At 64.9% G+C, this 23,908-nt stretch carries 26 protein-coding genes; 14 read left to right on the forward strand and 12 right to left on the reverse strand.

Annotated elements, in window-relative coordinates; genetic code table 11:
* Positions 1–62: 62 nt before the first annotated feature.
* The 5 genes from ACGHJ7_RS04625 to ACGHJ7_RS04645 form a co-directional block, all read right to left on the reverse strand.
* On the reverse strand, positions 63–1,349 hold the full coding sequence (locus ACGHJ7_RS04625; RefSeq protein WP_390474878.1) for a pilus assembly protein CpaE: 1,287 nt from the start codon (positions 1,347–1,349) through the stop codon (positions 63–65).
* Positions 1,350–1,351: 2 nt separating this feature from the next.
* Positions 1,352–2,005 carry a CpaD family pilus assembly protein gene (locus tag ACGHJ7_RS04630; protein WP_390474880.1) on the reverse strand — a complete coding sequence of 218 codons (654 nt, stop codon included), beginning with the start codon at positions 2,003–2,005 and terminating at the stop codon, positions 1,352–1,354.
* A 14-nt stretch (positions 2,006–2,019) separates the two neighbouring features.
* Positions 2,020–3,546, reverse strand: coding sequence for a type II and III secretion system protein family protein (locus ACGHJ7_RS04635; RefSeq protein WP_390474881.1), 1,527 nt, complete (start codon positions 3,544–3,546; stop codon positions 2,020–2,022).
* A 115-nt stretch (positions 3,547–3,661) separates the two neighbouring features.
* A complete protein-coding gene (gene cpaB / locus ACGHJ7_RS04640; RefSeq protein ID WP_390474883.1) occupies positions 3,662–4,693 on the reverse strand; it encodes a Flp pilus assembly protein CpaB in 1,032 nt (343 codons plus the stop codon).
* Positions 4,694–4,827: 134 nt separating this feature from the next.
* Positions 4,828–5,313: a prepilin peptidase gene (locus ACGHJ7_RS04645; protein WP_390474884.1), complete on the reverse strand. Its 486-nt coding sequence runs from the start codon at positions 5,311–5,313 to the stop codon at positions 4,828–4,830.
* 5 nt (positions 5,314–5,318) lie between these two features.
* On the opposite strand from ACGHJ7_RS04645, the gene ACGHJ7_RS04650 reads away from it, so the two are divergent.
* The 3 genes from ACGHJ7_RS04650 (at position 5,319) to ACGHJ7_RS04660 (ending at position 7,772) form a co-directional block, all read left to right on the forward strand.
* A complete protein-coding gene (locus ACGHJ7_RS04650; protein ID WP_390474886.1) occupies positions 5,319–6,380 on the forward strand; it encodes an alpha/beta fold hydrolase in 1,062 nt (353 codons plus the stop codon).
* Positions 6,381–6,397: 17 nt separating this feature from the next.
* On the forward strand, positions 6,398–7,531 hold the full coding sequence (locus ACGHJ7_RS04655) for an NAD(P)/FAD-dependent oxidoreductase (RefSeq protein ID WP_390474888.1): 1,134 nt from the start codon (positions 6,398–6,400) through the stop codon (positions 7,529–7,531).
* Positions 7,532–7,595: 64 nt separating this feature from the next.
* On the forward strand, positions 7,596–7,772 hold the full coding sequence (locus ACGHJ7_RS04660) for a YegP family protein (RefSeq protein ID WP_390474890.1): 177 nt from the start codon (positions 7,596–7,598) through the stop codon (positions 7,770–7,772).
* Positions 7,773–7,790: 18 nt separating this feature from the next.
* Here ACGHJ7_RS04660 and rnhA read toward each other — a convergent pair whose 3' ends face one another.
* Genes rnhA through ispH form a run of 3 tightly spaced genes read right to left on the reverse strand, consistent with a single transcriptional unit; the run spans position 7,791 to position 10,247 of the window.
* On the reverse strand, positions 7,791–8,234 hold the full coding sequence (gene rnhA, locus ACGHJ7_RS04665) for a ribonuclease HI (RefSeq protein WP_390474892.1): 444 nt from the start codon (positions 8,232–8,234) through the stop codon (positions 7,791–7,793).
* Positions 8,235–8,263: 29 nt separating this feature from the next.
* Positions 8,264–9,232, reverse strand: coding sequence for a homoserine kinase (gene thrB, locus ACGHJ7_RS04670; RefSeq protein ID WP_390474894.1), 969 nt, complete (start codon positions 9,230–9,232; stop codon positions 8,264–8,266).
* A 10-nt stretch (positions 9,233–9,242) separates the two neighbouring features.
* On the reverse strand, positions 9,243–10,247 hold the full coding sequence (gene ispH, locus ACGHJ7_RS04675; RefSeq protein WP_390474896.1) for a 4-hydroxy-3-methylbut-2-enyl diphosphate reductase: 1,005 nt from the start codon (positions 10,245–10,247) through the stop codon (positions 9,243–9,245).
* Between the two features lie 86 nt (positions 10,248–10,333).
* Here ispH and ACGHJ7_RS04680 point away from each other — a divergent pair, with 86 nt between their 5' ends.
* The 9 genes from ACGHJ7_RS04680 (at position 10,334) to tatC (ending at position 17,830) form a co-directional block, all read left to right on the forward strand.
* Positions 10,334–10,984, forward strand: a complete 651-nt coding sequence (locus ACGHJ7_RS04680) for a hypothetical protein (RefSeq protein ID WP_390474897.1) — start codon at positions 10,334–10,336, stop codon at positions 10,982–10,984.
* A gap of 91 nt (positions 10,985–11,075) precedes the next feature.
* Positions 11,076–12,836: an arginine--tRNA ligase gene (argS, locus tag ACGHJ7_RS04685; protein ID WP_390474899.1), complete on the forward strand. Its 1,761-nt coding sequence runs from the start codon at positions 11,076–11,078 to the stop codon at positions 12,834–12,836.
* A 2-nt stretch (positions 12,837–12,838) separates the two neighbouring features.
* Positions 12,839–13,690: an SPOR domain-containing protein gene (locus tag ACGHJ7_RS04690; RefSeq protein ID WP_390474901.1), complete on the forward strand. Its 852-nt coding sequence runs from the start codon at positions 12,839–12,841 to the stop codon at positions 13,688–13,690.
* Positions 13,691–13,814: 124 nt separating this feature from the next.
* Positions 13,815–14,849, forward strand: coding sequence for a beta-N-acetylhexosaminidase (gene nagZ, locus ACGHJ7_RS04695; RefSeq protein WP_390474903.1), 1,035 nt, complete (start codon positions 13,815–13,817; stop codon positions 14,847–14,849).
* Complete coding sequence (locus tag ACGHJ7_RS04700; RefSeq protein WP_390474905.1) at positions 14,846–15,658, forward strand: segregation and condensation protein A; 813 nt, start codon at positions 14,846–14,848, stop codon at positions 15,656–15,658. Before nagZ ends, ACGHJ7_RS04700 begins: the two co-directional genes overlap by 4 nt.
* Positions 15,655–16,272 carry an SMC-Scp complex subunit ScpB gene (scpB, locus tag ACGHJ7_RS04705; protein ID WP_390474907.1) on the forward strand — a complete coding sequence of 206 codons (618 nt, stop codon included), beginning with the start codon at positions 15,655–15,657 and terminating at the stop codon, positions 16,270–16,272. Before ACGHJ7_RS04700 ends, scpB begins: the two co-directional genes overlap by 4 nt.
* Positions 16,273–16,331: 59 nt before the next feature.
* Positions 16,332–16,589, forward strand: coding sequence for a twin-arginine translocase TatA/TatE family subunit (tatA, locus tag ACGHJ7_RS04710; RefSeq protein WP_390474909.1), 258 nt, complete (start codon positions 16,332–16,334; stop codon positions 16,587–16,589).
* A 29-nt stretch (positions 16,590–16,618) separates the two neighbouring features.
* Positions 16,619–17,026 (forward strand): Sec-independent protein translocase protein TatB, encoded by a 408-nt coding sequence (gene tatB, locus ACGHJ7_RS04715; RefSeq protein ID WP_390474911.1) that lies wholly within the window; start codon positions 16,619–16,621, stop codon positions 17,024–17,026.
* Positions 17,027–17,029: 3 nt separating this feature from the next.
* A complete protein-coding gene (gene tatC / locus ACGHJ7_RS04720; RefSeq protein WP_390474913.1) occupies positions 17,030–17,830 on the forward strand; it encodes a twin-arginine translocase subunit TatC in 801 nt (266 codons plus the stop codon).
* A 180-nt stretch (positions 17,831–18,010) separates the two neighbouring features.
* On the opposite strand, the gene ACGHJ7_RS04725 is transcribed toward tatC, so the two are convergent.
* The 4 genes from ACGHJ7_RS04725 to ACGHJ7_RS04740 all read right to left on the reverse strand — a co-directional run bounded on the left by ACGHJ7_RS04725 (position 18,011) and on the right by ACGHJ7_RS04740 (position 21,419).
* Positions 18,011–18,241: a hypothetical protein gene (locus tag ACGHJ7_RS04725; RefSeq protein ID WP_390474915.1), complete on the reverse strand. Its 231-nt coding sequence runs from the start codon at positions 18,239–18,241 to the stop codon at positions 18,011–18,013.
* Between the two features lie 223 nt (positions 18,242–18,464).
* The gene (locus tag ACGHJ7_RS04730; RefSeq protein ID WP_390474918.1) at positions 18,465–18,692 is read right to left on the reverse strand and encodes a hypothetical protein; all 228 of its coding nucleotides are present in this window, start codon (positions 18,690–18,692) and stop codon (positions 18,465–18,467) included.
* A gap of 163 nt (positions 18,693–18,855) precedes the next feature.
* Positions 18,856–20,526: an amidohydrolase gene (locus ACGHJ7_RS04735; RefSeq protein WP_390474920.1), complete on the reverse strand. Its 1,671-nt coding sequence runs from the start codon at positions 20,524–20,526 to the stop codon at positions 18,856–18,858.
* The gene (locus tag ACGHJ7_RS04740) at positions 20,523–21,419 is read right to left on the reverse strand and encodes an NAD(P)-dependent oxidoreductase (RefSeq protein ID WP_390474923.1); all 897 of its coding nucleotides are present in this window, start codon (positions 21,417–21,419) and stop codon (positions 20,523–20,525) included. Before ACGHJ7_RS04740 ends, ACGHJ7_RS04735 begins: the two co-directional genes overlap by 4 nt.
* A gap of 135 nt (positions 21,420–21,554) precedes the next feature.
* On the opposite strand from ACGHJ7_RS04740, the gene ACGHJ7_RS04745 reads away from it, so the two are divergent.
* Entirely contained in the window at positions 21,555–22,805 is a 1,251-nt protein-coding gene (locus ACGHJ7_RS04745; RefSeq protein WP_390474925.1) for a threonine ammonia-lyase, read from the forward strand.
* Positions 22,806–22,963: 158 nt separating this feature from the next.
* The gene (locus tag ACGHJ7_RS04750; protein ID WP_390474927.1) at positions 22,964–23,806 is read left to right on the forward strand and encodes an arginyltransferase; all 843 of its coding nucleotides are present in this window, start codon (positions 22,964–22,966) and stop codon (positions 23,804–23,806) included.
* Positions 23,807–23,908: the final 102 nt, after the last annotated feature.

Below are 23,908 nucleotides of genomic sequence, written 5' to 3' on the forward strand. Positions count from 1 at the left end.
TTCGGCAAGGCTTGGCTGGACCGGGACCGGCAGGGCTGCGAAGCGCCGCCGGTCCGATCCGGTCATTCCGCCGCTACGCTTTCCTTCGGTTCCTTGCTCTTCTTTTTAAGCAGGGACTTGATGTCGAAGCTTCCGAGCAGCGATTTCTTGGCTGCGGCATCGACCTCGCTTTCTTCGACGCTGGCCCCCACGACGCGGTCGGCCAGCTGCTTGATCGCGCTGGTCGCCTTGCTCGCCGGATTGGCATCGACGAACACCTGGCCCAGCTTGGCAGCGTTCGCCGCCGCTTTCGCGTCATAGGGCACGGTGATGTCGATCTTGCGCTCGATGGAGGCTTCGAAATCGGTCTTGCTGATCTCGGCAATGCCGGACTGTACCTTGTTGGCGACGATCAGCGGCTGCGCGTGCGGCGCATTGGTCTTCAGCCACGAAAGGATGCGGATCGTGTCGCGGGCCGAAGCCAGCGTCATGTCGGCCCCCAGCACGACGACGTTCACGTCGGCGAGCAGGTTGGGGAAGTTGATCAGCATGTTTCGCGGCATGTCGATGACGGTCATCTCGAATGCCTGGCGGAACTCTTCCTCCAGCTGGAGGAAAGCCGTGCCATCGGTCATCAGGGGCGAGTTGATCGGCGCCTCTGCCGACAGGATGGCCAGGTTGTCGTTCGCGCGGATCATGGCGCGTTCGATGAACAGGCCGTCGATACGGCTGGGATTGTCGATCGCGTCGGTCAGGCCGCGGCCCGGTTCGAGGTCGAGCGAAAGTGCGCCGGTCCCGAAATGGACATCGAGATCCAGAAGGGCGGTCGGCATCTTCATGTCGTCGCTGAAATGCCAGGCAAGCGAAGTCGCAAGCGTGGACGAACCGACACCGCCACGCGTTCCGACCACGGCGGTCGAGATATGGCGCCTGACGGTATCCGCGTCGTTGGCCTTGGGCTGCGCGAAAACGGCCTGTGCCTGCGTCAGGGAATCGCGAAGCTGTCCGGCCGAAAGCGGTTTCAGCAGGTAGTCGTGAATGCCGCTGGCCAGCAGGTCGCGGTAAAGGCGAACGTCGTTGACCTGACCCACCGCGATGACCACCGTCCCCGGTTCGCAGACCTCTGCCAGCGCGTTGATATCGTTCAGCGGATCGCCGCTTTCCGACAGGTCGACCATCAGGATGTTCGGGCTGGCCGAGACGCTGAGGGACTGGACCGCATTGCGCAGGCCACCCTTGTTGCACTTCTCCGGCTGCCAGCCCATCTCGATCACGACGGGGCGCAGGATGTCGAGCGCGGTATCGTCGCAGATATAGGCGGCGAAGGGATCACGATTGCCGGGCATGCCGGCGCTCCATGGCGCGTTCATCGTTATTGTCCTCCGTCTTCAGAGCCGAAGCCGCCGCCCTGCAGGCCGCCGGCGCCGGTCAAGGGTTGCTCGACATAGCCCTGGATGGCCTTGTTCGACGTGCGGATCACGGTCTCGCCGGAGCCGCGCTGACCTTCGATCAGGTCTTCGGGATTGGCGACCATCGCGGCCAGGTTGCTGTTGGCAGCGCAGCCGTAACCGGGCGACGTGCCGTTGGTGTAATTCATGTCGGTCGTAACCGACCAGTCGGGACATCCCGGCACGCTCGCGGTGGAGCGGGTGATGACCACGCGGGCATTGCCCGGGCCGACATTGCCGGCCGTCACGGGTGCGCCGTCGCTGATCAGGATGCCGTGGCGTCCCGCCAATGCAGCGACCGCGGCCCGCGTGGCCGGGCTGCGCATCGGATCGTCGATCGAGACGCGGTCGCCATAGCCAAGGTCCATCGTTTCGAACCAGCCGGCCAGGCGCTGCTGTTCGACTCCATTGAGGCCGGATGCGCCGCTGCGGACGTCGAAGACGTAATTGGTGCGTTCGACGACCGGCTGCTTCACACTGTAAAGGCTGCGGTTTTCCGGCATCCCGCCACAGGCGGAGAGGGCCAGACCGAGGGAAAGCGACACGGCGCCTGCGAAAATTCGTTTGGATTTCGTCATCGGTGGATCCTCTCTCACTTGAGGCTGAAGCCGGGAGCGGCCACGGCGGGCTTCTCGCTGCGCTTTGCTTTGGAACCGGTCTTCGCAACCTGTTCCGGAGCGCTGTTGCCCGGCGCCGGCAGGACCGTTTCCGGAGAGATGCGCGAAATGCCCGGCGTGCTGCCGGCAGACCGGTCGACCGCGGTCGGGCCGGGGCGCACTGCGCCGCTGACGCCGTCATTGTTGCGGTATTCGATCATCTGCTGGAATTCGTTCGCCGCGCGGTATCCGTCGGTCGGCAGCCTGATCTCGTTCGGGTTGACCGGTTCGACCAGGTAAGGCGTAACCACGATCACCAGCTCCGTTTCACCGCGGCGGAAGCTGCGGCTGCGGAACAGATTGCCAAGGATCGGAATGTCCCCGGCGCCCGGTGCCTTGTCGAGCGTGTTCTGCGCGTTGTTGCTCATCAGGCCGGCAATCATGAAGCTCTGCCCCGATCCCAGCTCGATCGTCGTTTCCGCGCGCCGGATGGTCAGCGCCGGAATCTGGAAGCCGTTGAGCGTGACCGCACCTTGCGAGGAAAGTTCGGACACTTCCGGACGGACCCGCATGGAGATGCGGCCATTCGCCAGCACGGTGGGCGTGTAGGCGAGGCTCACCCCGAACTTGCGATATTCGACGGCAGTCGCACCGAGCCCCTGGCTGATCGGGATGGGAAATTCGCCGCCCGCCAGGAAATTGGCCGTCTCGCCGGACAGTGCGGTCAGGTTCGGCTGCGAAAGCGTGGTCACCAGGCCGTTGCGCTCGGCCAGGTCGAGCGTGCCGGCAAGGTCGAGGCCGAGCAGACGGCCGAGCCCGGCGATCGTCGCGCCCTGGCCCGTGCCATCGATGACGGTGACACCTTCCGAACCTGCATTGACGCCGGTACCCGCCGGGGCGCCGGGGCTGTATTGCGGGAATGCGCCGCGCCCGGTGGTGACACCGAACTGGAAGCCGTCCGTGCTGTCGGCGGAGATCAGGTTGGCCCCGATATCGCGGACCAGCGAGCGGCTGACCTCGGCAAAGCGGACCTGCAAATTGACCTGCAGCGGTGTCGCCATGCGAAGGCGGCTGATGACATTGGTTTCCTCGCCCACGAAAGCGGAAACGAGGCGCTCTGCTTCCGCGGCGTCTTCCGGTGCGGCGACGGTCCCGGTCAAGAGAACGGTGTTGTTGCCCAGCGTCGAGCTGGCAATCTGCGCATCGGGCATGGCCAGCGTCAGCATCTGCGAGATGCTTCCGATGTTGGAGCCGACGGTCACATTGGCCGCCCAGATCACGTCGCCCGCGGCATTGCTGGCATAGACCGTGGTCTCGCCGCCTGCCTTGCCGAACAGGTAGAGCTGGTTGCGCGATTTCACCTGCACATCGGCGATGGCATCGTTCGCGACGAACACGTCCGCCATGGTGCCGGGGACGGTGATCAGCTCACCGCGACCCATCGAAAGGACGATGTCCTGCGAGGGGCGGGTGACGCCCTGCGCCTGTGCCTCTGCCGGGGCGAGGGACGCCAGGGGTGCCATCGCGAGCCCTGCGAGCAGCAGTGAAGCGATTGCCTTACGTGGTTCTGGCCGTTTCATGTTCGTGCCTTTCTGGCGAGCGAAAGAAAATGCGGGGTGTGCAGCGCGGATCGTCATGTCACTTGCTCACTTCGACTTCGGTGGTGGCCTTGCCGCGGGTGACGCGCACGACCGGGCCTTTCGGCTTTTCGGGCGCTGCCGCGACCGTACCGTTGCCGGCCGGCTGGTTCGCCACGGTGACGACGGTCTGCGGTGCAGCTTCGGTCTTGCGGCGCGGCATCGTCGAACGCTGGAAGCGCGAGACGTCGCCGCCGGTCTGGTAGGTGGTGGAACCTTCGCTCGGACGGCCCATCGCCTCGCGCAGAAGCTTTTCTTCCTCTTCCGGGCTGATATTTTCCGGAATGGTCACATCGCCCGAGGCAATGGCGCGTTCCAGTTCGGCCTGGTTGTCCGCGATCGAGCGGAGCGACAGGCTGAGCGTGCCGATCGTCTGTGCAACGGACACCTTTTCCGCGATCTTCGGCGTCACCTCGAGCGTGACGGTGCGGAAGGCGCGAACCACGGTGTCGCCCGCTTCGTTGGTTTCCTGCGTGGTCGACTGGTCGGTTGCCAGCACGCGCAGGTTGCGCAGGATGGTTTCGGTGGCGCGCAGCGCACCGCCATCATCGCCGCCCTCGACAGCCTGGGTCAGCATCAGGTCGACGCGGTCGCCCGGGAAGACGAAGCCGCCAACGCCGGTCTTGGCCGACACGGGAACCGTGATGGCCCGCATGCCCGGGCCGAGTGCTGCGGCAAGGAAGCCGCGGTCGCCGGGTGCCACGAGCGAACCCTGCGTGACAGGCTCGCCTGCAGTGACAGGGTGACGAACGACCGTGCCGAGCAGTTTGGAGATATCGGATTCGCCCTCGATGAAATAGGCTTGCTGAACGAGCTCTTCGGGCCATTGCTGGAAACCGATGGCGTCCGCCGTGATGATGGTGCCGGTCGGCAGCGCGCGCTGGGCCACCAGGACCTTGGGGCCCTGGGGTACGGGCGCCGCAGCCTCGACCTGCGGTGCAGCGGCGTCCGCAAACAGGCTGCGTGCGGCCAGAGCCGTGCCGACGGCGATGATCAGAGCTGCAAGCAGCAGTACAAGCTTCTTCCGGTCCATGGCTCTCAAAGCCCCCTATGTCGCACCCGGAAGACGTCCGGGTTTGCTATGGTTGTCGTCGATACGCGGCGATTGGTTAAAATCGGGTTCACCCCGATTGCAGCGTGCCGATAAATCGGTGAAATTCCCCGCGGTCACAGACCGATGGATGCGCCCGCCTGCGGCAGGTGATGGGTTCCCAGGACCCACAGTCCGCCAATGGCGATGGCCACGCCGTAGGGTATGGCCAGCCTGTCCTTCTGGCGGCGGATGATGTGCCAACCGCCCAGGACGATGCACAGGATGCCACCGGACACTGCCATGACGAACAGCAATTGCAGGAACAGCATGGGCTGAATCCACAGCGCCAGCGCCGTCAGCAGCTTTACGTCGCCGCCGCCCATCAGGCCGAAGGCGAACATCGTGGCAAGGATTGCGAAGGCGAGGAAGGCAATGCCGACCTGCATGGCAACGTCCGGCCACAGGCTCGCGCCACTGGCCCACCAGAACACCGGTGCGCCAAGGGCGATGCCAAGATTGAGCCAGTTGTCGATCTGGCGCCGCCTTATGTCGGTCAGCGCCGCAGTCACCAGCGCGATTGCAAGCGCAACCAGCAGTCCGTATTGGATGTAGTCGTGCATTTGAAATGCCCCCGAATTCCCAGTCGGAAACTGGTGCTACAGATTATCGCTTACCAAAAAGTAACCAACGGCAGAGGCAAGGCATTATCCATTCAGGCGACAGCACGACCGCACCGTTCGACAGGCGCGCAATCCCCGCAGCGGCGAGCGAAAGCCGGTGGGAAGCGAGCGATGGCCACCCCATTCGCCGCATAGACTGGCCGGGCGATGAGGCCGGGTCGGACGGCGCGGTGCGCGGATCGATTCTGTTCCTGCCCGGGCGCGGGGACCACTACGAGAAATACCTGGAAACGCTGGACGAATGGCACCGCGGCGGCTGGCGTGTCACGGCTGCCGACTGGCGCGGGCAGGGCGAATCCGGACGCCTGGGCAAGGACGACGTGACCGGCCATATTTCCGACTTCGCCATCTGGACCCACGACCTTGCCGAACTTTGGTCGCGCTGGACTGCGGAGACGCCCGGCCCGCACGTGCTGGCGGGTCACTCCATGGGCGGCCACCTGGTCCTGCGTTCGGTTGTAGAGGGCCGGACGAGGCCAGACGCGCTGGTCCTGGTCGCGCCGATGCTGGGCTTTAGCGACAGTTTCATCCCGATCGGCATCACCCATGCCGCGGCGAAACTGATGAACCGGGTCGGCGACCCGATGCGACCGGCATGGAAGTGGAGCGAAAAGCCGGGCGAGCCTGCCGCCGCGCGCCACGCCCTGCTGACCCATGACGCGGAACGCTACGCCGACGAACTGTGGTGGCGCGAGAACCGCCCGGGCCTAAGGATGGGTCCCGGTAGCTGGGGCTGGGTCGAACGCGCCATCGCCTCCATGCGCTGGCTGGGGCGCTCCGACACGCTGGAGAAGATCGACGTGCCCACCCTGATCGTCGCGACGAGCAACGACAAGCTGGTGTCGTGGAACGCGGTCGGTCACGCCGTGCGCCACTTGCCCAAGGGCGAACTGGCAGCCTTCGGTGACGAGGCGCATCACGAGATACTGCGCGAAGTCGATGCAGTCCGGGATCGCGCAATGGCCGCCATTGCGCGCTTCCTGGACCGGGTCGCCCCTCCGTCCTGAGCGGATCGGCGCACGCAATGGCTGCTTACGATATCGCTGTCATCGGCGCCGGGATTGCAGGTGCCAGCCTGGCCGCCGAACTGGCCGCGCAAACCGGGTCGGGCGAGGGGATCGTCCTGCTCGAGGCGGAAGACCAGCCGGGCTATCACACGACGGGCCGATCGGCCGCGTTCTGGTCGGAGACCTATGGAGGCCCCGGCATCGTGCCGCTGTCGCTCGCATCCGGCGACAGCTTGCGCGACATGGGATTCCTTCACCGCCGGGGCGCGCTGCACATGGTTCGCGGCGATGACATGGGTGCGCTCGATAGCTTCATGACGACCTATGCCGATACCGGAGCGAAGCTGGAGAAGGTCGGGCGGCAGGTGATGGAAGCGCACGTCCCGGGGCTGCGTCCGGAATGGCAGGGCGCCGTTTACGAACCGGAATGCTCCGATATCGATGTTGCCGGGCTCCACCAGCATTATCTGGGGGAGGCGGCCCGGGCGGGCGCCTCGCTGTTCTGCCGGGCGCGGGTCGTCTCCTGTCGGCGAACCGCAGGCGCGTGTCAGATTACCTGCGCCGACGGACGGAGCTTCGAAGCCGCGCTGCTGGTCAACGCTGCCGGAGCCTGGGCGGACGAGATCGCTCGGCTGGCAGGGGCCGCGCCGCTCGGCATTACGCCGTATCGCCGGACGGTCGTGCAACTCGCTTTGGGCAGGGTACCGCCACCGGACCTCCCGCTGGTCCTCGACATCGGTGGGACATTCTATTTCAAGCCGGAAAATGGGAGGCTCTGGCTCAGCCCGCATGACGAGGTTGCGGACCGCCCTGGCGACGTCGCGGCAGAAGAGATGGCCGTGGCCGAGGCGATCGACCGGTTCGAAAACGTCGTAGACTGGCCGGTAGACCGGGTGGAACGGCGCTGGGCGGGCCTGCGCAGTTTCGCGCCAGACCGGTTGCCTGTCTATGGATACGACCCCGACTGCGAAGGCTTTTTCTGGTGTGCGGGCCAGGGCGGCTTCGGCATCCAGACCGCGCCGGCCGCCGCGCGCATGGCGGCGCGGCTCGTCACCGGCGCTGCACCCGAGGAGGGCCAAACCGAAATAGACCCGGCGGCCTATCTACCGGGCCGTTTTCACGAGGTGCCAAGAGATGCCCCCGACGGGTAGATTCCGCGACCTGCGCTGCTAAGGGTGTGAACCCCATCAAATGATACAGACGGAAGGACGACGAATGGCCCACCATTTCGAGATCTACAAGGACAAGGCCGGCGAGTTTCGCGCGCGTTTCAGCTATAACAGCGAAGTGATGTTCTCGACGCAGGGCTATTCGTCGAAGGCCAGCGCGAAGAAGGCGATTGCCTCGATCCAGAAGAACGGTCCGGGGGCCGAGACGGTCGACAATTCCTGATAAATCGGTGTTCGGGCGCTATCCGCCCCGTGCGATCTGGTCGGCTGCCTCGGACGCGAGGGAGTCGACCCTTTCGTTTTCGGGATGGCCTGCATGGCCTTTGACCCAGTTCCATTCGATCTGGTGGCGGTCCGATACCTCGATCAATTCGTGCCACAGGTCGGCATTGCGAACCGGTTTCTTGCTGGCATTGACCCAGCCGCGCTTCTTCCAGCCGTGGACCCACTTGGTAATCCCGTCGAGCACGTATTTGCTGTCGGAATAGAGCGTCACGCTGCACGGTTCGATCAGCGCTTCCAGCGCGCGGATTACCGCGGTCATTTCCATGCGGTTATTGGTCGTGTCCGCCTCGCCGCCGCTCAGTTCCTTCTCGTGCTGTCCCATGCGCAGCAGCGCGCCCCAGCCGCCGGGGCCGGGATTGCCCTTGCAGGCGCCATCGGTGAAGATCTCGACATGTTTCATGGCAGACGCGTTGTGGCAGGCTCCGTTCGTCAGGCGAAGGCTTTCGGCCCCGCCTCGTCGTAGAATAGCAGCCGCTGGACGAATTCCATCGGGTCCTTGCGCGTTACCAGCGCATCGGCTGGTGTGAACAGCCAGTCATAGCTGCGTGTCGCAATGAAACGAAGGGCAGCTGCCTTGGCGAGGAAAGGCAGGGCGGCGCGTTCCTCGTCCGACAGGGGGCGCACGGTCTCGTATCCCTCAACCAGCGCGCGCCCGACATCGGGGCGGAACTGTCCCGTCCCGCGCTCGAACGACCAGGCGAGATGCGTGGTCGCAAGGTCGTAAGCCAGCGTTTCATGACAGGCGAAATAGAAGTCGATCATCGCATTGACGCGGTCGCCTTCGACCAGGACGTTGTCGGGAAACAGGTCGGTATGCGCGATGCCCTGCGGCAGGGTATCGGGCCAATTTCCCGCCAACTTCGGCATATGGTCCGCAACGAGGGCGGGCAGGGCAGGGTCGATCTCTCCCAAGCGCCCTTCGCAGGAATCGAACAGGGCCGCGACGCCTGCCGGGCCCAGCGTGTTGGCGCGGCGTCCCCCGTAATCGCGCGATGCCAGATGCATCCCGGCCAGTGCCTCGCCGGCAGAACGCGCCTGTGCCGGGGTCGGCGCGTCGACCGAGAGGCCGGGCAGGAACTCGATCAATGCAACCGTCTTGCCGCCGATCTTGCGCGACGCCGCGCCGCTGCGGTCGTGGATCGTTCGGGGGACGGGGCATCCGCGCGCCGCCAGATGGTCCAGAAGATCGAGGAAGAAAGGCAGGTCGGCAAGATCGATATGCCGTTCATACATGGTCAGGATGAAACGTGAGCCGGCTTCGCCGCCGGCCGTCTCGATCAGCCAGTTGCTGTTGGATACGCCCTCGGCAATCCCTTTCGCCGAGACGAGTTCGCCGACATCGTACTGGCCGATCAGGTCCGACAGGTCTTCGGCGGAAAGATGGGTATAGACCGCCATGCGCGCAGACTTACTCGGTCAGCTGGCGGGGCAGCTTGAAGACCATCTTTTCCTCTGCCGCGACCAGAGTGTGCTCTTCCACGGTGCGCCACTCGGCAATCTTGTCGACGACTTCGCGGACAAGCTTTTCAGGGGCGGAAGCCCCGGCGGTCAGCCCCAGCGTGCCGACGCCTTCCAGCCAGGCAGGGTCGATATCGTCCGCCCGCTGGATCAGTTTCGCATCGGTCCCGCAACGCTCCGCCACTTCGACGAGGCGCACCGAATTGGAGCTGTTGGGCGCGCCGATGACCAGCACGAGGTCGCTGCCTGGTGCGATTTCCTTCACCGAGGCCTGCCGGTTGGACGTGGCGTAACAAATGTCTTCCGCCTTGGGTCCGACGATATGCGGGAAACGGTCCTTCAGCGCGGCGATGATGTCGGCCGTGTCGTCCACCGAAAGCGTCGTCTGGGTCAGGAAGGACAGCGGCGTTTCGTCCGCGAAATCCAGTTTCGCGACGTCTTCCATCGTTTCGACCAGCGTCATCTGGTCGGGGTCGACCTGGCCCATCGTGCCGATGACCTCCGGATGGCCCTCATGGCCGACGAAGACGATGTGCTGCCCTTTTTCGATCTGGCGCTCCGCCTGGCGGTGAACCTTGCTGACCAGGGGGCAGGTCGCATCGACATACACCATGTTGCGCCGTTCCGCCTCTGCCGGGACCGATTTCGGCACGCCGTGCGCGCTGAACACAACCGGTGCATCGGTGGGCACTTCGTCCAGCTCCTCGACGAAAATGGCGCCCTTCGCCTTCAGCCCGTCGACGACATAGCGGTTGTGAACGATTTCGTGCCGGACATAGACCGGCTTGCCGTATTTCTCGAGCGCGCGCTCCACGATCTCGATCGCGCGGTCGACGCCGGCGCAAAAACCGCGCGGGGCCGCGATCAGCAGGACGAGGCCGGGCTTCTCCTGCGTTCCGGCGCCATTCGCCGCGGAAAGGGAATCGCTGTTGTGGATCGGCAAGGGGGCATTCATGCCACCGCCTCTAGCGCTTTGTCCGCGCCCTCGCTAGGGCCGCAGCATTCGAATTTGCCCGTCCAGAGCGAAGGACCCGATCCGCCATGCTTTCACGTCGCCAGCTTTCCTTGGCCACTCTTGCCGTTTTCGCCCTTGCCGGGTGCAGCCGTGAAGGCGAACTCGTCCTCAGCGAAGGCGTCGGCATCACCGCCGTGCGCTCTGCCTGTCCGGCGGTCGGCATTCCCGACTATACCGGCGACATCACGACATTCCGTGACGCGTCTTCGCAGCTGGCAAGCAATCTCGACATCACGGCTGCCATGACCGACGTCGAGAGCACCTGCGCGGAAGATGCAGGCCGTATCTACACCGCCGCCAGCTTCAACGTGGTTGCCCGCCGCAGCGACGTTCGCGGCGCGCGCACCGTCGAACTGCCCTATTTCTCGACCGTCCTTCGTGGCGGTTCGTCTGTCGTGAGCAAGCGCGTGGGCACGGTCACCCTGACCTTCGCCGACGGGCAGGAGCGCGCGATGGCAACCGGTCAGGCCGCCGCCTATGTCGACCGGGCCGCCGCAACGCTTCCCGAAGACGTGCGCGAGCGCATCACCCGCAAGCGCAAGCCCGGGGACCCCGACGCAGCGATCGATCCGCTGTCCGATCCCGAGGTGCGTCAGGCCCTGAACCGCGCGACCTTCGAATTGCTGGTCGGCTTCCAGCTGAGCGAAGCGCAGCTGGCCTACAACGCCACGCGCTGAGGCCGGCAGCCGGCATGGCTGCATGCGAGGCGAGAAGGTCGCTGCCGGGAACATCTTTGCGACCGGCCGGCGATAGGCTAGGCGCGCGCTCATGTCTGATACGCTTGCACAAACGACCACGATTCATGCCGCCTTCGCCGCGAAGGTGGATGCCGTCCTCAACGCGCTGGAAATGGAAGGCGCGCTGCCGCCCGAAACGCCGCGCGGCAATGTCACGGTAGAACCGCCGCGCGATCCCTCGCATGGGGACCTGGCGACCAATGCCGCGATGGTGCTGGCAAAGCAGGCGAAGACCAATCCGCGCGCGCTGGCGGAAAAGATCGTAGAACATCTGGGGCGTGACGCGGACATCGTCGAGGCGAGCATCGCCGGGCCGGGATTCATCAACCTGCGGCTGGACGAGAATGCGTGGCAGGGCGAATTGTCCGCGATGGCCGGGCTTGGCGCCGATTACGGGCGATCCGCGCGGGGGCAGGGCCAGTCGGTCAATGTCGAATACGTCTCTGCCAACCCGACGGGGCCGATGCATATGGGTCACGCGCGCGGCGCGGTGGTCGGCGACGCGCTGGCGACGCTGCTGGCCTTCGCTGGGCACGAGGTCACGCGCGAATACTACGTCAACGATGCAGGCAGCCAGGTCGATACGCTCGCCCGGTCGGCGCATATCCGTTACCGCGAAGCGCTGGGCGAGGATGTCGGCGAAATCCCCGAAGGCTATTACCCGGGCGACTATCTGAAACCCGTCGGCGCAGCGGCGGCAGAAGAATTCGGCGACCGTTACCGCGGCGCGCCCGAGGGCGACTGGCTCGAAATCTTCAAGGCGTTCGCGGTGGAGCGGATGATGGATGTCATCCGCTCGGACCTCGCGCTGCTGGGTATCGAGCATGACGTTTTCGCTTCCGAGGCCGCCTTGCAGGCAGCAGGCAAGCCGGACGAGGCGGAAGCGTGGCTGCGGCAGCACGATCTCGTCTATGACGGCATCCTGGAACCGCCCAAGGGCAAGGAGCCGCCCGAGGGGTGGGAGCCTGTCGAACTGCCGCTGTTCCGCTCCACCAGGTTCGGAGACGACCAGGACCGCCCGATCCGCAAGGCGGACGGCAAGTGGACCTATTTCGGTGCCGACCTCGCCTACCACATGCAGAAGGCGGAGAAGAGCGACGCCCTGATCGACATCTGGGGCGCGGACCATGCGGGCACGGTCAAGCGTATCAAGGCCGCCGTCGCCGCCCTGTCCGAAGGGCAGGACCGGACGATCCCGTTCGACGTGAAACTGGTGCAGATGGTCCACCTGATGCGCGATGGCGAACCGCTGAAGATGTCCAAGCGGTCGGGCAATTTCGTCACCATCGCCGACATGGTGGAAGAGGTCGGCAAGGACGTGGTGCGCTTCACCATGCTCAGCCGCAAGGCCGATGCCCAGATGGAGTTCGATTTCGCCAAGGTGGTGGAGGCGAGCAAGGACAACCCCGTCTTCTATGTCCAGTACGCCCATGCCCGCATCAGCTCGACCCTGCGCAAGGCTGCGGCCGACGGGGTAACGCCTTCGGGCGATGCTCTCGACCGGCTGGGCGAGGCGGAATGGACACTGGTGCGACAGGCTGCGCAGTTCCCCCGCATCGTGGAAGCAGCGGCCGCGGCGCGCGAACCGCACCGCGTGGCTTTCTTCCTCTATGACCTCGCCGCGGCCTTCCACGCCTATTGGCATGGCGGCAACGAAGACCCGGCAAAGCGCGTCATCGTGGCACAGGACGAACAGCTGACCGCGGCGAGGCTTTTCCTCGTCGATGCGATCGGGCAGGTAATCCGCAATGGCCTCTCCCTGCTGGGGGTGGAGGCAGTCGAGGAGATGTGACGATGTTCGGGGGCGAAAAGGACTCTGGCGAAGAAGAATACACCACCGCCCACGAGGCGATGCGTGACGACGATGCCGACTGGACCGGTGCCGAGGATGAAACCGACGGTCTGGCCGAAGAGGGCATCATCGAAGACGACGCTGACGACGATCGCCTGAACCTGGACGGCGACGACGAAGCTCTGCCGTGGCTGGAATCGAGCGATTATGCCGAGGAAGAGGGCGTCGATACCGGGCGCCTGGTGGGTTTCGTCCTGCTGGGCCTCCTGGCGCTGGGCCTGCTGGTCGGCGGCATCTGGTTCCTGACCAATCGCGGACCCGATCCGGAACTCGTTGCCGATGGCAGCACGATCGAGGCACCGGAAGGCGATTACAAGCGCCGGCCGGACGACGCGGGCGGCCGTGAATTCCCGGGCACGGGCGATGTCGCTCCGGCAGTCGGCGAAGGTCAGACCCGCGAGGGACGCCTGGCAGAAGGCAGCACCAGCGGCGAAGGCGAGGGAGCAGCGCGCCCGAGCGCGAATGCACCCAGCGCAGGCGATACCGGTTCCAGTGCCAATGCCTCTGGCGGCAACGACAACAGCGGTTCGGCGGGCACTGCTTCGTCCGGTTCGGCATCGGGCCCCGGCGTTCAGGTCGGCGCCTATTCGACGCGTTCGGCGGCGGAGGCGGGCTGGCAGCAGCTTGGCCGCCAGACCGACGCTCTGTCGGGCGTGCGCTATCGCATCGTCGAAGGCACGGCCGATATCGGCACGGTCTTCCGCCTGCAGGCGACGCCGGGCGACATGGCAGCCGCCAACCGCCTGTGCACGGCGCTGAAAGCGGACGGGTTGGCCTGCCAGGTCAAGCCGTAAGGCGGTTCATGGTCATACGGGCAGATGCGGATGAAATCGCGGTGGCCGCTATGCTAAAGCCTATCCACACGGGAAAGCCCGCGCACCCTTGCGGTGAGCGGGCTTTCTTGCGATTTTCGATGCGATGAAAACCCCTGCGATCTTCGGCCTTTCCGGCCCTGAACTGCTCCCCGGCGAACGCGACTTTTTCCGCGATGCCGATCCTGCGGGTTATATCCTGTTCGGGCGCAATTGCGTCGACCGGGAACAGCTTCGCCGACTGACAGACGACCTGCGCTCCATTCACGGGCGCGACCACCTGATCATTTCCATCGACCAGGAGGGCGGGCGCGTTGCGCGGATGAAGCCGCCGGAATGGACGCGCTATCCGGCGGGGGAGGTTTTCGCGGCGCTCTACGACATCGCGCCCGCCTCCGCGATCGAGGCGGTCCGCGTCAATGCGCAGGCGATGGCGCTCGAACTCGCGCAAGCCGGTATCACGGTCGACTACCATGCCCCGCTCGACGTTCGCCGCCCGGAAACGGACAACGTTATCGGGGACCGCGCCCTGGGCAGTGATCCGGTTCAGGTCGCAGCGCTGGGCCGCGCCATGCTGGAAGGCATGCAGCGGGGCGGCGTCGTGGGCTGCCTGAAGCATATGCCCGGACATGGCCGCGCGACCTGCGACAGCCACAAGGAAATGCCCGTGGTAGAAGCATCTGCAACAGAACTGGAAACGGATATCGCGCCGTTCCGTGCGCTGTCCGATGCGCCACTGGGGATGAGCGCACATATCGTCTTCACCGCTTGGGATCCCGATAACCCGGCCACGCAGTCGTCCACGGTCATCGCGGACATCATCCGCGGCGAGATCGGTTTTGGCGGCCTGCTGCTGACAGACGACATCGACATGCAGGCGCTCTCCGGTTCGATTGCCGAACGCTCGCGCATCGCGCTGGAGGCTGGCTGCGACATATCGCTCAATTGCTGGGCCAAAATGGACGACATGGTCGCCATCGCCGAAACCTGTCCGTCCCTTTCCGGCAATAGCCTCGCCCGGCTCGAAGCGGTGCACGAGGCCATGGCGCAGCCGGCGGAAGACGCGGATCGCGCAGCCCTGCTTGCGAAGCGCGACGCGCTGCTTGCTGCGGCCGGGATCGAAAGCGGAATGGCTGCTTGACGGAAGAGGCGCTCATCCTCGGCCAGCCCGATACGGGAAGCAACGGCAATGAATGGCGGGGCATCGCCGCGCCGGGCACGACCGACGAGGGGGCGCTCTATCTCGCGCTGGATGGCTGGGAGGGCCCGCTCGACCTGCTGCTGGACCTCGCGCGGCGGCAAAAGGTGGATCTGCGGCAGATTTCCATCCTCTCGCTGGTCGACCAGTATCTCGAATATATCGACCGGGCAGAGGCGCTGAAGCTGGAACTGGCGGCGGATTACCTCGTGATGGCGGCATGGCTCGCTTATCTCAAATCCGCGATGCTTCTGCCCAAGGAAGAGCAGGAGGATCCCAGTCCGGAAGAGCTTGCCCTGCGGCTGCAATTGCGGCTCCAGCGGCTTGGCGCGATGCGGGAAGCCGCAGCCCGGCTGATGGCGCGCGACAGGCTGGGCCGCGATGTCTTCACGCGTCCCTCGCCCGAAGGTTTGCGGATCGATCGAAAGACGGCCTGGAAATGCGACTGGTTCGACGTCGTGCAGGCTTATGGCCAGGTGAAGGCGCGAACGGCGCCCGCCGTCCACATGGTACGCGAGCGCCCGGTCATGACGCTCGACAGCGCGCTCGACAGGGTCCAGGCCATGCTCGGGGTGACGCTGGACTGGATGGCGCTGGAAGAGTTCCTGCCGCCCCATGCCGAACCTCGCCTCCGCAAATCGGCCATGGCGTCCAGCTTCGTCGCTGCGCTGGAACTTGCCCGGCTGGGCAAGGCGGAACTGGCACAGGACGAGATCTTCGGCACGCTCCGGCTGAGGCGAGCGAAGGCGTGAGCGGCCCCGGCGATTTCGAGCGGGCGGTTGAGGCCACGCTGTTCGCCGCCGAGGAACCGATGACGGCGGACGCGCTGGCGACACATCTTGGCGATGCGCCGCCAGCAGATGTGCGCGAGGCGTTGCAGCGACTTGCGAAGCATTACGACGCGCGCGGCATCCGGCTGGTCGAGCGGGCGAAACGCTGGCATTTCCAGACCGCTCCCGACCTCGCCCATATCCTGCGGCGGGAGAAGGAACAGGTTCGCCGGTTGAGCCGGGCGGGGACGGAGGTACTCGCCATCGTCGCCTATCACGAGCCTGTCAGCCGGGCCGAGATCGAGGCCATTCGCGGTGTCCAGACGGCCAAGGGTACGCTGGACGTGCTGATGGAAGCGGGCTGGGTCCGGGTTGCCGGGCGGCGCGAAGTGCCCGGCAGGCCCGTCATCTACGCGACGACGCCCGACTTCCTTGCGCATTTCGGGCTGGCGAGCCGCCGGGACCTGCCGGGAATCGACGAATTGCGCGCATCCGGCTTGCTCGATCCGGTCGACGACGCCTATGATGCGCTCACCGGCGAGGATAGCGAGAACGAGGACGCGCCGACAAGCGAGCAGGTCGATAACGAAGCCTGACTGGCGCGCGCGTCCGCAAACCCCTATATCGGGGCCACATTCATATTCGGAGACGTCCCATGGGACAAATTGGCATCTGGCAGATTATCATCGTTGCAATCGTGATCCTCGTCCTGTTCGGGCGTGGCCGCATTTCCGAAATGATGGGCGATTTCGGCAAGGGCGTCAGCAGCTTCAAGAAGGGGCTGAACGACGACGACGGGAAAACGGGCACGGAACCGTCCGCCCGAATCGAGGCGCCGCGTCACGAAGCCAAGCCCGCCGGTGAAGCCGCCGCCGATCCCAAACCCGCCGAGCCGGTCGACAAGAACGCCTGAGCCCGGGCCGGGCGGAGGGCCTCTTTCCCATGTTCGATATCGGCGCGCCCGAATTGCTGGTCATCGCGATCGTGGCGATCTTTGCCATCGGTCCGAAGGAGTTGCCGCATGCCATGCGTACCGCCGGGCGCTGGATCGGGAAGTTCCGCAGGATTTCAGGCAGTTTCCGCACCGGTATCGATGCCATGGTCCGCGAGGCGGAGATGGAGGACATGGATCGCAAATGGCGCGAACAGAACGCCCGTATCATGGCGCAATATCCCGATGAGGAAATGACGGGCGTGAACGAGGAACCCGGCACTCTTTCCGCTGCCGAAGCGCGCGAGGAGCAGGCGTCCGCGTCCGGCAAGAAGGCTGCGTCGTCGCTGCCCGAAACTTCGAGCGATGCCGAGGCAGCCGACAGGGCGAGCCGCGTGACGGACAAGGCGGGCGAATAGGCCATGGCGCTCAGCGATATCGACGAGACGCAGGCTCCGCTGCTCGATCACCTTATCGAGCTCAGGACGCGGCTGGTGCGCGCTGTCGCAGCGCTCGCTGTCGCCTTCGCGGTGTGCTTCTACTTTGCGGACCAGATCCTCGCTTTTCTTGCGAAGCCGCTGACCGATGCGTTCCCGGCAGGTGAGGGGAAACTCATCTACACGAAGCTTTACGAGGTATTCTTCGTCGAGTTGCGTGTGTCGCTGTTCGCCGCGTTCTGCGTCAGCTTCCCGATCATCGCCAACCAGCTATGGGCGTTCATCGCGCCTGGTCTCTATGCGAAGGAGAAGCGCGCTTTCCTGCCGTTCCTTTTCGCGACCCCGGTCCTGTTCGGGGCAGGCGCGTCGCTCGCCTATTTCGTCGTCATGCCGACGGCTTTCCGCTGGTTCCTGGGGTTCGAGGGGACAGCCGGCGGGCTCGATATCGAGGCCTTGCCGGCAGCGGGCGATTACCTCAGCCTCGTCATGCAGTTCATCCTCGCTTTCGGGATCAGCTTCCTGTTGCCGGTGTTGCTGCTGCTGCTGAACCGGGCCGGCATCGTCAGCCGTCAGCAGCTTGCCGGAGTGCGCCGGTATGTCATTGTCGGGGTGGTCGCGGTGGCCGCCATCGTTACGCCGCCCGATCCGGGGTCGCAGCTGATCCTGGCCCTGCCGCTCTATATCCTGTTCGAAGGGTCGCTTCTGCTGATGCGGATCGGCGAGAAGCGGCGCGCCAAAGAAGACGCGGCGGAAGACGCGCGGGCGGACAAGACGCCGACCGAATGATCCCGTTGGCCGACGGCTGAGGGCTCGTAAGGTCGCCGCGCCAGATCGTGGAACTATGGCAGCGATCCGCGTCTAGGTCGCTCGCAGGTCGCTCTAAGTGGCTGGCTCTGTTTCGAGCAGGCACAAAAAAAGCGGAGCCCGGAGGCCCCGCTTCTTTTGAACTCGAAAGCTCGTGTGAGCTTAGGCGCTCAGAACTTCATCATCGTCGTCGTCGTCGACTGCGATGAGGATGCCGCCGATCACGGCTGCTGCAGCCAGAACGGCGAGAATGATGCCACCGCCGGCGCTTTCACCGCCGAATTCGCTTTCGCCAGCGACCGGAGCAGCACGCTCCATCGAGACTTCTGCGGCGACCGGAGCGGCAGCAAGGGATACAGCAGCAGCAGCTGCGGCGAGAGTACGAAGCTTCATAACGTTGGTCTCCTGAACCAAAAAAATCGATTAATTCCGCCGCATTCGTAAGGTCGCAGCGGCGAACACGCAACCCCAATATAAGCCGAACCGTGACCTAACTGCCACAGCCGGGGCAAATACGTTACCGGATTGCAGAGTGATACGGTCGGTTCGAACGACCGGAAAGCAAAAGGGCCCGCGACGATGTCGCGAGCCCTTTCAAAATTCAGTGTCTTGAGGCTTAGGCGCTCAAGCTGTCGTCATCGTCGTCATCGTCGGCAATGATGATGATGCCAGCGACCACGGCAGCAAGGCCGAGGACATAGAAAATCGTGCTGCCGCCAGCGAAGGCGCCCAGTTCGTTGGTTTCGGCAACCGGCTGCGTACGCTCTACCGTTGCTTCGGCCATGACCGGAGTGGCGGCCAGGCCCAGCGCTGCAGTTGCAAGGGCGATGTTACGGAACGTCATAGATATCTCCAAGTATTTGAGAATTCGAAGTCGCGACCCATCAATCGGTTTGAACCGTTGGCAAGTTTGCTTGCGGGCCTCTTCGCCATACCATTGTAAAGATCGAGTTAAACCCGACGTTCCGAATTATCGCCAGACTGTTGCTGAGTGTCGCTCGCTTGCATCAATCGGGGCCGTCCTGCCCGGAATGCGCATAAACCCGCTCCCCGCCGATCCAAGTTTCCAAAACGCGGGTTTCCCTCAACTGCGCAGGCGAGACGAGGGTGGGGTCACGGTCCACGAACAGGAAGTCTGCCCGTTCGCCTTCCACCAGGCGACCGAATCGCCCTTCGGCGAAACCGGCATAGGCAGCGTCCTGCGTGAAACCCCTGATAGCGTTTTCGCGTGAGACCGCTTCTGCCGGAAACCAGCCGCCGAAGGGCTGGCCCTCCGCATCCTCGCGGGTGAAGGCCGTGGCGAGGCCGGCTTGCGGATCGGGCGATTCGACGGGAGCGTCGGACCCGAAGGCGAGCCGCGCGCCGGTCTGGGCGATGCTGCTCCAGGCATAGGCACCGTCCAGCCGGTCGGGCCCCAGCCGCGCTTCCGCCATCAGCCGGTCGGATGTCTGGTGCACCGGCTGCATGGAGGCGATGATGCCGGCCTGGCCGAAGCGGGCAATGTCGGCGGGGGTGACGATCTGCGCATGCTCGATCCGCCACCGGCGATCGCCGGTGTAGGTCTCGCTCAATTCCTCGATCGCCCCCAGCAGTTCCGCGTTGGCGGCATCCCCGATGGCATGGGTGGCAACCTGGAACCCGTCCATCGCGGCCCGGCTCATCAGGTTGCGAAGCTGTGCAGGGCCGAGCAGGGGCAGGCCGGTATTGTCGTGATCGTCGGCATAGGGCGCCTTCAGCCACGCGCCCCGCGAGCCGAGCGCTCCGTCGAGATAGAGTTTCACACCGCCCAGACGCAGGCGATCGTCATACAGCCACGGGGTCGGGCCGGGGCCTGCAATGGCCTCCATCGCATCGACACCGGCGGCATAGGCCATGATCCGCAGCTTGAGGCGGCCGGAATCGCCCGCACGGCGCATGGTCTGCCAGTCTTCCATGGTGGTGCCCATGTCGGCCGCTGCCGTAATGCCGAAGGCCAGGAGCTTCTCCTGCGCCTTGGCGAGGGCGGCGTCGCGGTCGCGCGGGCGCGGCTCGGGCACGACGCGCGCGACCAGATCGCCGGCGGCATCGACGAAGACCCCTGCCGGTTCGCCGGAGGGCAGGCGCATGATGTTGCCGCCGGCCACGTCCTTCGTGGCCTTCGTTACGCCGGCGGCCTTCAGTGCGGCGGTGTTCGCCCATCCCGCATGGCCGTCCACCCGTTCGAGCCAGACCGGGCGGTCGGCGACGACCTGGTCAAGTTCGGCAGCGGTGGGAAACCGGCCCAAGCCCCATTTCTCCTGGTTCCATCCACGTCCCAGTATCCAGGGTCGCCCCGGATTCTCGCGCGCGAAATCGGCAATTTTCTGCTGCGCTTCGCTGAGCGAGTTCGTGTCGGAAAGATCCAGCGTCAGCTCACCGAAGCCCACGCCCATCACGTGAAGATGCGCGTCGATCAGGCCCGGCATCATGACGCGCCCTTCGCCATCGAGGCGGAAATCGGTCTTCGGCCGGTCGTCGCCGCGGTCCAGAACCCCGGCAATCTTCCCGTCATCGTCGATCCAAAGGCCGGTGAAGCGGTCGAGTTCGCCGTCCTCGTCGATCCGGACGCCGTCGACATTGTCGATCAGGACGTCGGCCAGTGCGGCGCTGGGGAGGGCGGTCGCAGCGAGAATGGCTGCGGCAAGCGATATGCGGTTCATGATGTCGTCTTTCCTTCGGGAAGGCGCCTGATCAGCGCGCTAGTATCCTGCCGCGCACCGCCCATGGCCTGAATGTCTGCGTAGAACTGGTCGACCAGAGCGGTCACGGGCGAAGACAGGCCGAGGCGCCGTGCCTCGTCCAGTGCGTAGCCCAGATCCTTGCGCATCCAGTCGATGGCGAAGCCGAAATCGAACGCGCCTTCGGCCATGGTCGACCAGCGGTTTTCCATCTGCCAGCTCTGCGCCGCGCCGCCGCTGATGGCATCCAGCACCTTGTCCGTGTCGAGGGCGCTGGCCTGCGACAGACGAATGGCTTCCGACAGGCCTGCCAGGGTTCCGGCAATGCACATCTGGTTGGCCATCTTCGTCGTCTGTCCCGCCCCGACGTCGCCGACATGGACGATCCGCGCGCAATAGGCCTCCATAACGGGGCGCGCGCGGGTAAAATCGCTTTCCGAACCGCCGCACATGGCTGCAAGCTTGCCATTTTCCGCCCCGGCCTGCCCGCCCGATACGGGCGCGTCGACGAAGCCGATACCGCGCTTGGCCGCCGCCTCGCCAACCCTCCGGGCCATGGCGGTCGACGTTGTCGTATGGTCGATGAGCAATGCGCCGGATCCGAGCGATGCGAGTGCCCCGCCATCTGCGAGAACCACCTCTGCAAGATCGTCGTCATTTCCGACGCAGGCGAGCACGATGTCCGCGCCGTCCACGGCCGAGACTATGGTGTCGGCGATTTCGGCCTTGCCCTGATGGTCTGCGCCCCAGGCATTCCGCCTCCGGTCGGAGCGGTTCCAGGCCGTGACCTGGTGACCGGCAGCGGCCAGGTGGCCCGCCATCGGTCCGCCCATGACGCCAAGCCCCAGGAACGCGATTTTTTGTGAATCCCTCATCGGCGAAGAGGGTTAGGGGGTCGCACGCCCGCTGCCAAGTAGGCCCGTCGACCATGGGTGGAGGAATGGCGCAGCGTCATCCGAAGGTGCGACATGATTGCCAGCGCAGAGCGGGGGGCCTAGGGCGCTTTGCCCATGAGCCAGAACGAAAGCCAGCCGGACACAGGCGCCCTCGACGCGCTGACCCTCGCCGATGTCGAAGCCGCGGCGACACGCATTCGCGGTGCCGTGGTTCGGACGCCGACGATGCATTCTATCACCCTGTCGGAGATTTCCGGCGCGGACATCTGGCTGAAATTCGAAAACCTTCAGTTCACTGCCGCGTACAAGGAGCGGGGGGCTCTGAACGCATTGCTCCACCTGAACGAGGAACAGCGCAAGCGCGGCGTCATCGCGGCCTCTGCCGGCAATCACAGCCAAGGACTGTCCTATCACGGCACCCGCCTGGGCGTGCCGGTCACCATCGTCATGCCGCGCCCGACCCCGGTGGTGAAGGTCATGCAGACGCAGAGCGTGGGCGGGGAAGTGCTGCTGGAAGGCGAGACTTTCGACGAGGCCTACGCCTTTGCCCGCCAGCTCGAGAAAGAACGCGGCCTGACCTTCGTGCACCCGTTCGACGATCCGGCGGTCGCCGCAGGCGCGGGCACGGTAGCGCTCGAAATGTTCGAGGACGCGCCTGACCTCGATTGCATCGTGACCCCCATCGGCGGCGGCGGCCTGATGTCGGGCATGTCGACCGTGGCCCGGGCGCTGAAGCCTGACATGCAGGTGATCGGGGTGGAAGCGGCGCTCTATCCCTCCATGCGGAACAAGGTCGCGCGCGAGGCTTCGCCATGCGGCGGCGATACGCTGGCCGAAGGCATCGCGGTGAAGGAACCGGGTGAATTCACCTCGCAGATCATCGCCGACCGGGTGGACGAGATCCTGCTGGTCGACGAGCCTGCGCTGGAGCACGCGGTGTCCCTGCTGCTGCAGATCGAGAAAACCGTGGTGGAAGGCGCAGGCGCGGCTGGGCTGGCCGCCGTCCTTGCCAATCCGGAGCGGTTCAAGGGCTGCAAGATCGGCCTGGTCCTGTGCGGGGGCAACATCGACTCCCGTCTGCTCGCCAATGTGCTGCTGCGCGATCTGGCCCGGGCGGGGCGTCTGGCGCGGCTGCGTATCACGCTGAAGGACCGACCCGGCGCTCTCTACGCGGTGATGGGCGAATTCGACGCGCACAACGTCAACATCATCGAGATCTATCACCAGCGCATCTTCACCAACCTGCCGGCAAAGGGTCTCATCACCGATATCGAATGCGAGGCGCGTGACGCCGATCAGCTTGAAAAGCTTGTGAAATCGCTGCGCGACAAGGGATACACGGTCAGCCCCGTCGAACTGGCGTGAGCAGGCTCCGGATTTTCCACAATTGTGCAAACTAACCAAATAGTAACCGTGTTTCGTGGTTAAGACTCTTTTACCGGCGGGCGGGTTTTGACATAAGGTTGCCGAAATCGGGGCTGCGATCCTGCGGCATCCGATGAAGAGGACAAACGCCTTCGCCCGTGACCGCGCCCGTTCGCTTCCCCCGCTTTTTCGTCACCAGCCCGGCGCCATGCCCGTATCTTGACGGCAAGACGGAGCGTAAGGTTTTCACCGAGCTAAAGGGACCGCACGCGGAACATCTGAACGAAGCGCTGGGCCGGATCGGGTTCCGCCGCAGCCAGACCGTCGCCTATCGTCCCAGCTGCGCCGGATGCCAAGCATGCGTTTCGGTGCGCGTGGTCGCGGACGAATTCCGCCCGTCATCGTCGCAAAAGCGCATCCTCAAGCGCAATTCCGATCTTGTCGGCACGGAATGCCGCCCCTGGGCAACCGACGAACAGTTCGATCTCCTGCGCCGCTACCTCTCCCGTCGCCATCCCGATGGCGGGATGAGCAGCATGGAAGAGATGGACTATGCCGACATGGTGGAGCATACACCTGTTTCGAGCTATGTGCTTGAATATCGGGAGCCGTCGCGAGGCGGAGAACCGGGTCGTTTGGTTGGTGCATGTTTGATGGATCGTCAGGCCGACGGTCTGTCCATGATCTACAGCTTCTTCGATCCGGAGCATGAAAGTCGTTCGGGTCTTGGCAACTACATTATCCTCGATCACATTCGCCGGGCTGCAACAGAAGGGCTCCCGTTCGTCTATCTCGGTTATTGGGTCAAAGGGTCCGGCCGGATGGAATACAAGGTTCGTTACAAGCCTCTCGAAACCCTCGGCCCCGACGGCTGGAAACGTATGGACGAGGCCGAGCAGGACGCTCTCATCAAGGCATCTATCGCGCCCCGCCGCGAACGCGAAGGCGACACTTCCCGCGAGCGGGCGGACGGCGAAGTCACGCTGTTTTCCGCCAGTTAGCGCATTCGCAGCCACCTCACGCATCGCGCTCGCCGCCTCATGGGCGGGGGCGCTTTCACTGTTTCTGCAGCCCGCCGCGGCCAATGCGCAAAGCCTGGAAGA

The organism is Altererythrobacter sp. MTPC7 (genome assembly GCF_042851395.1).
GTDB lineage: Bacteria > Pseudomonadota > Alphaproteobacteria > Sphingomonadales > Sphingomonadaceae > CAJXSN01.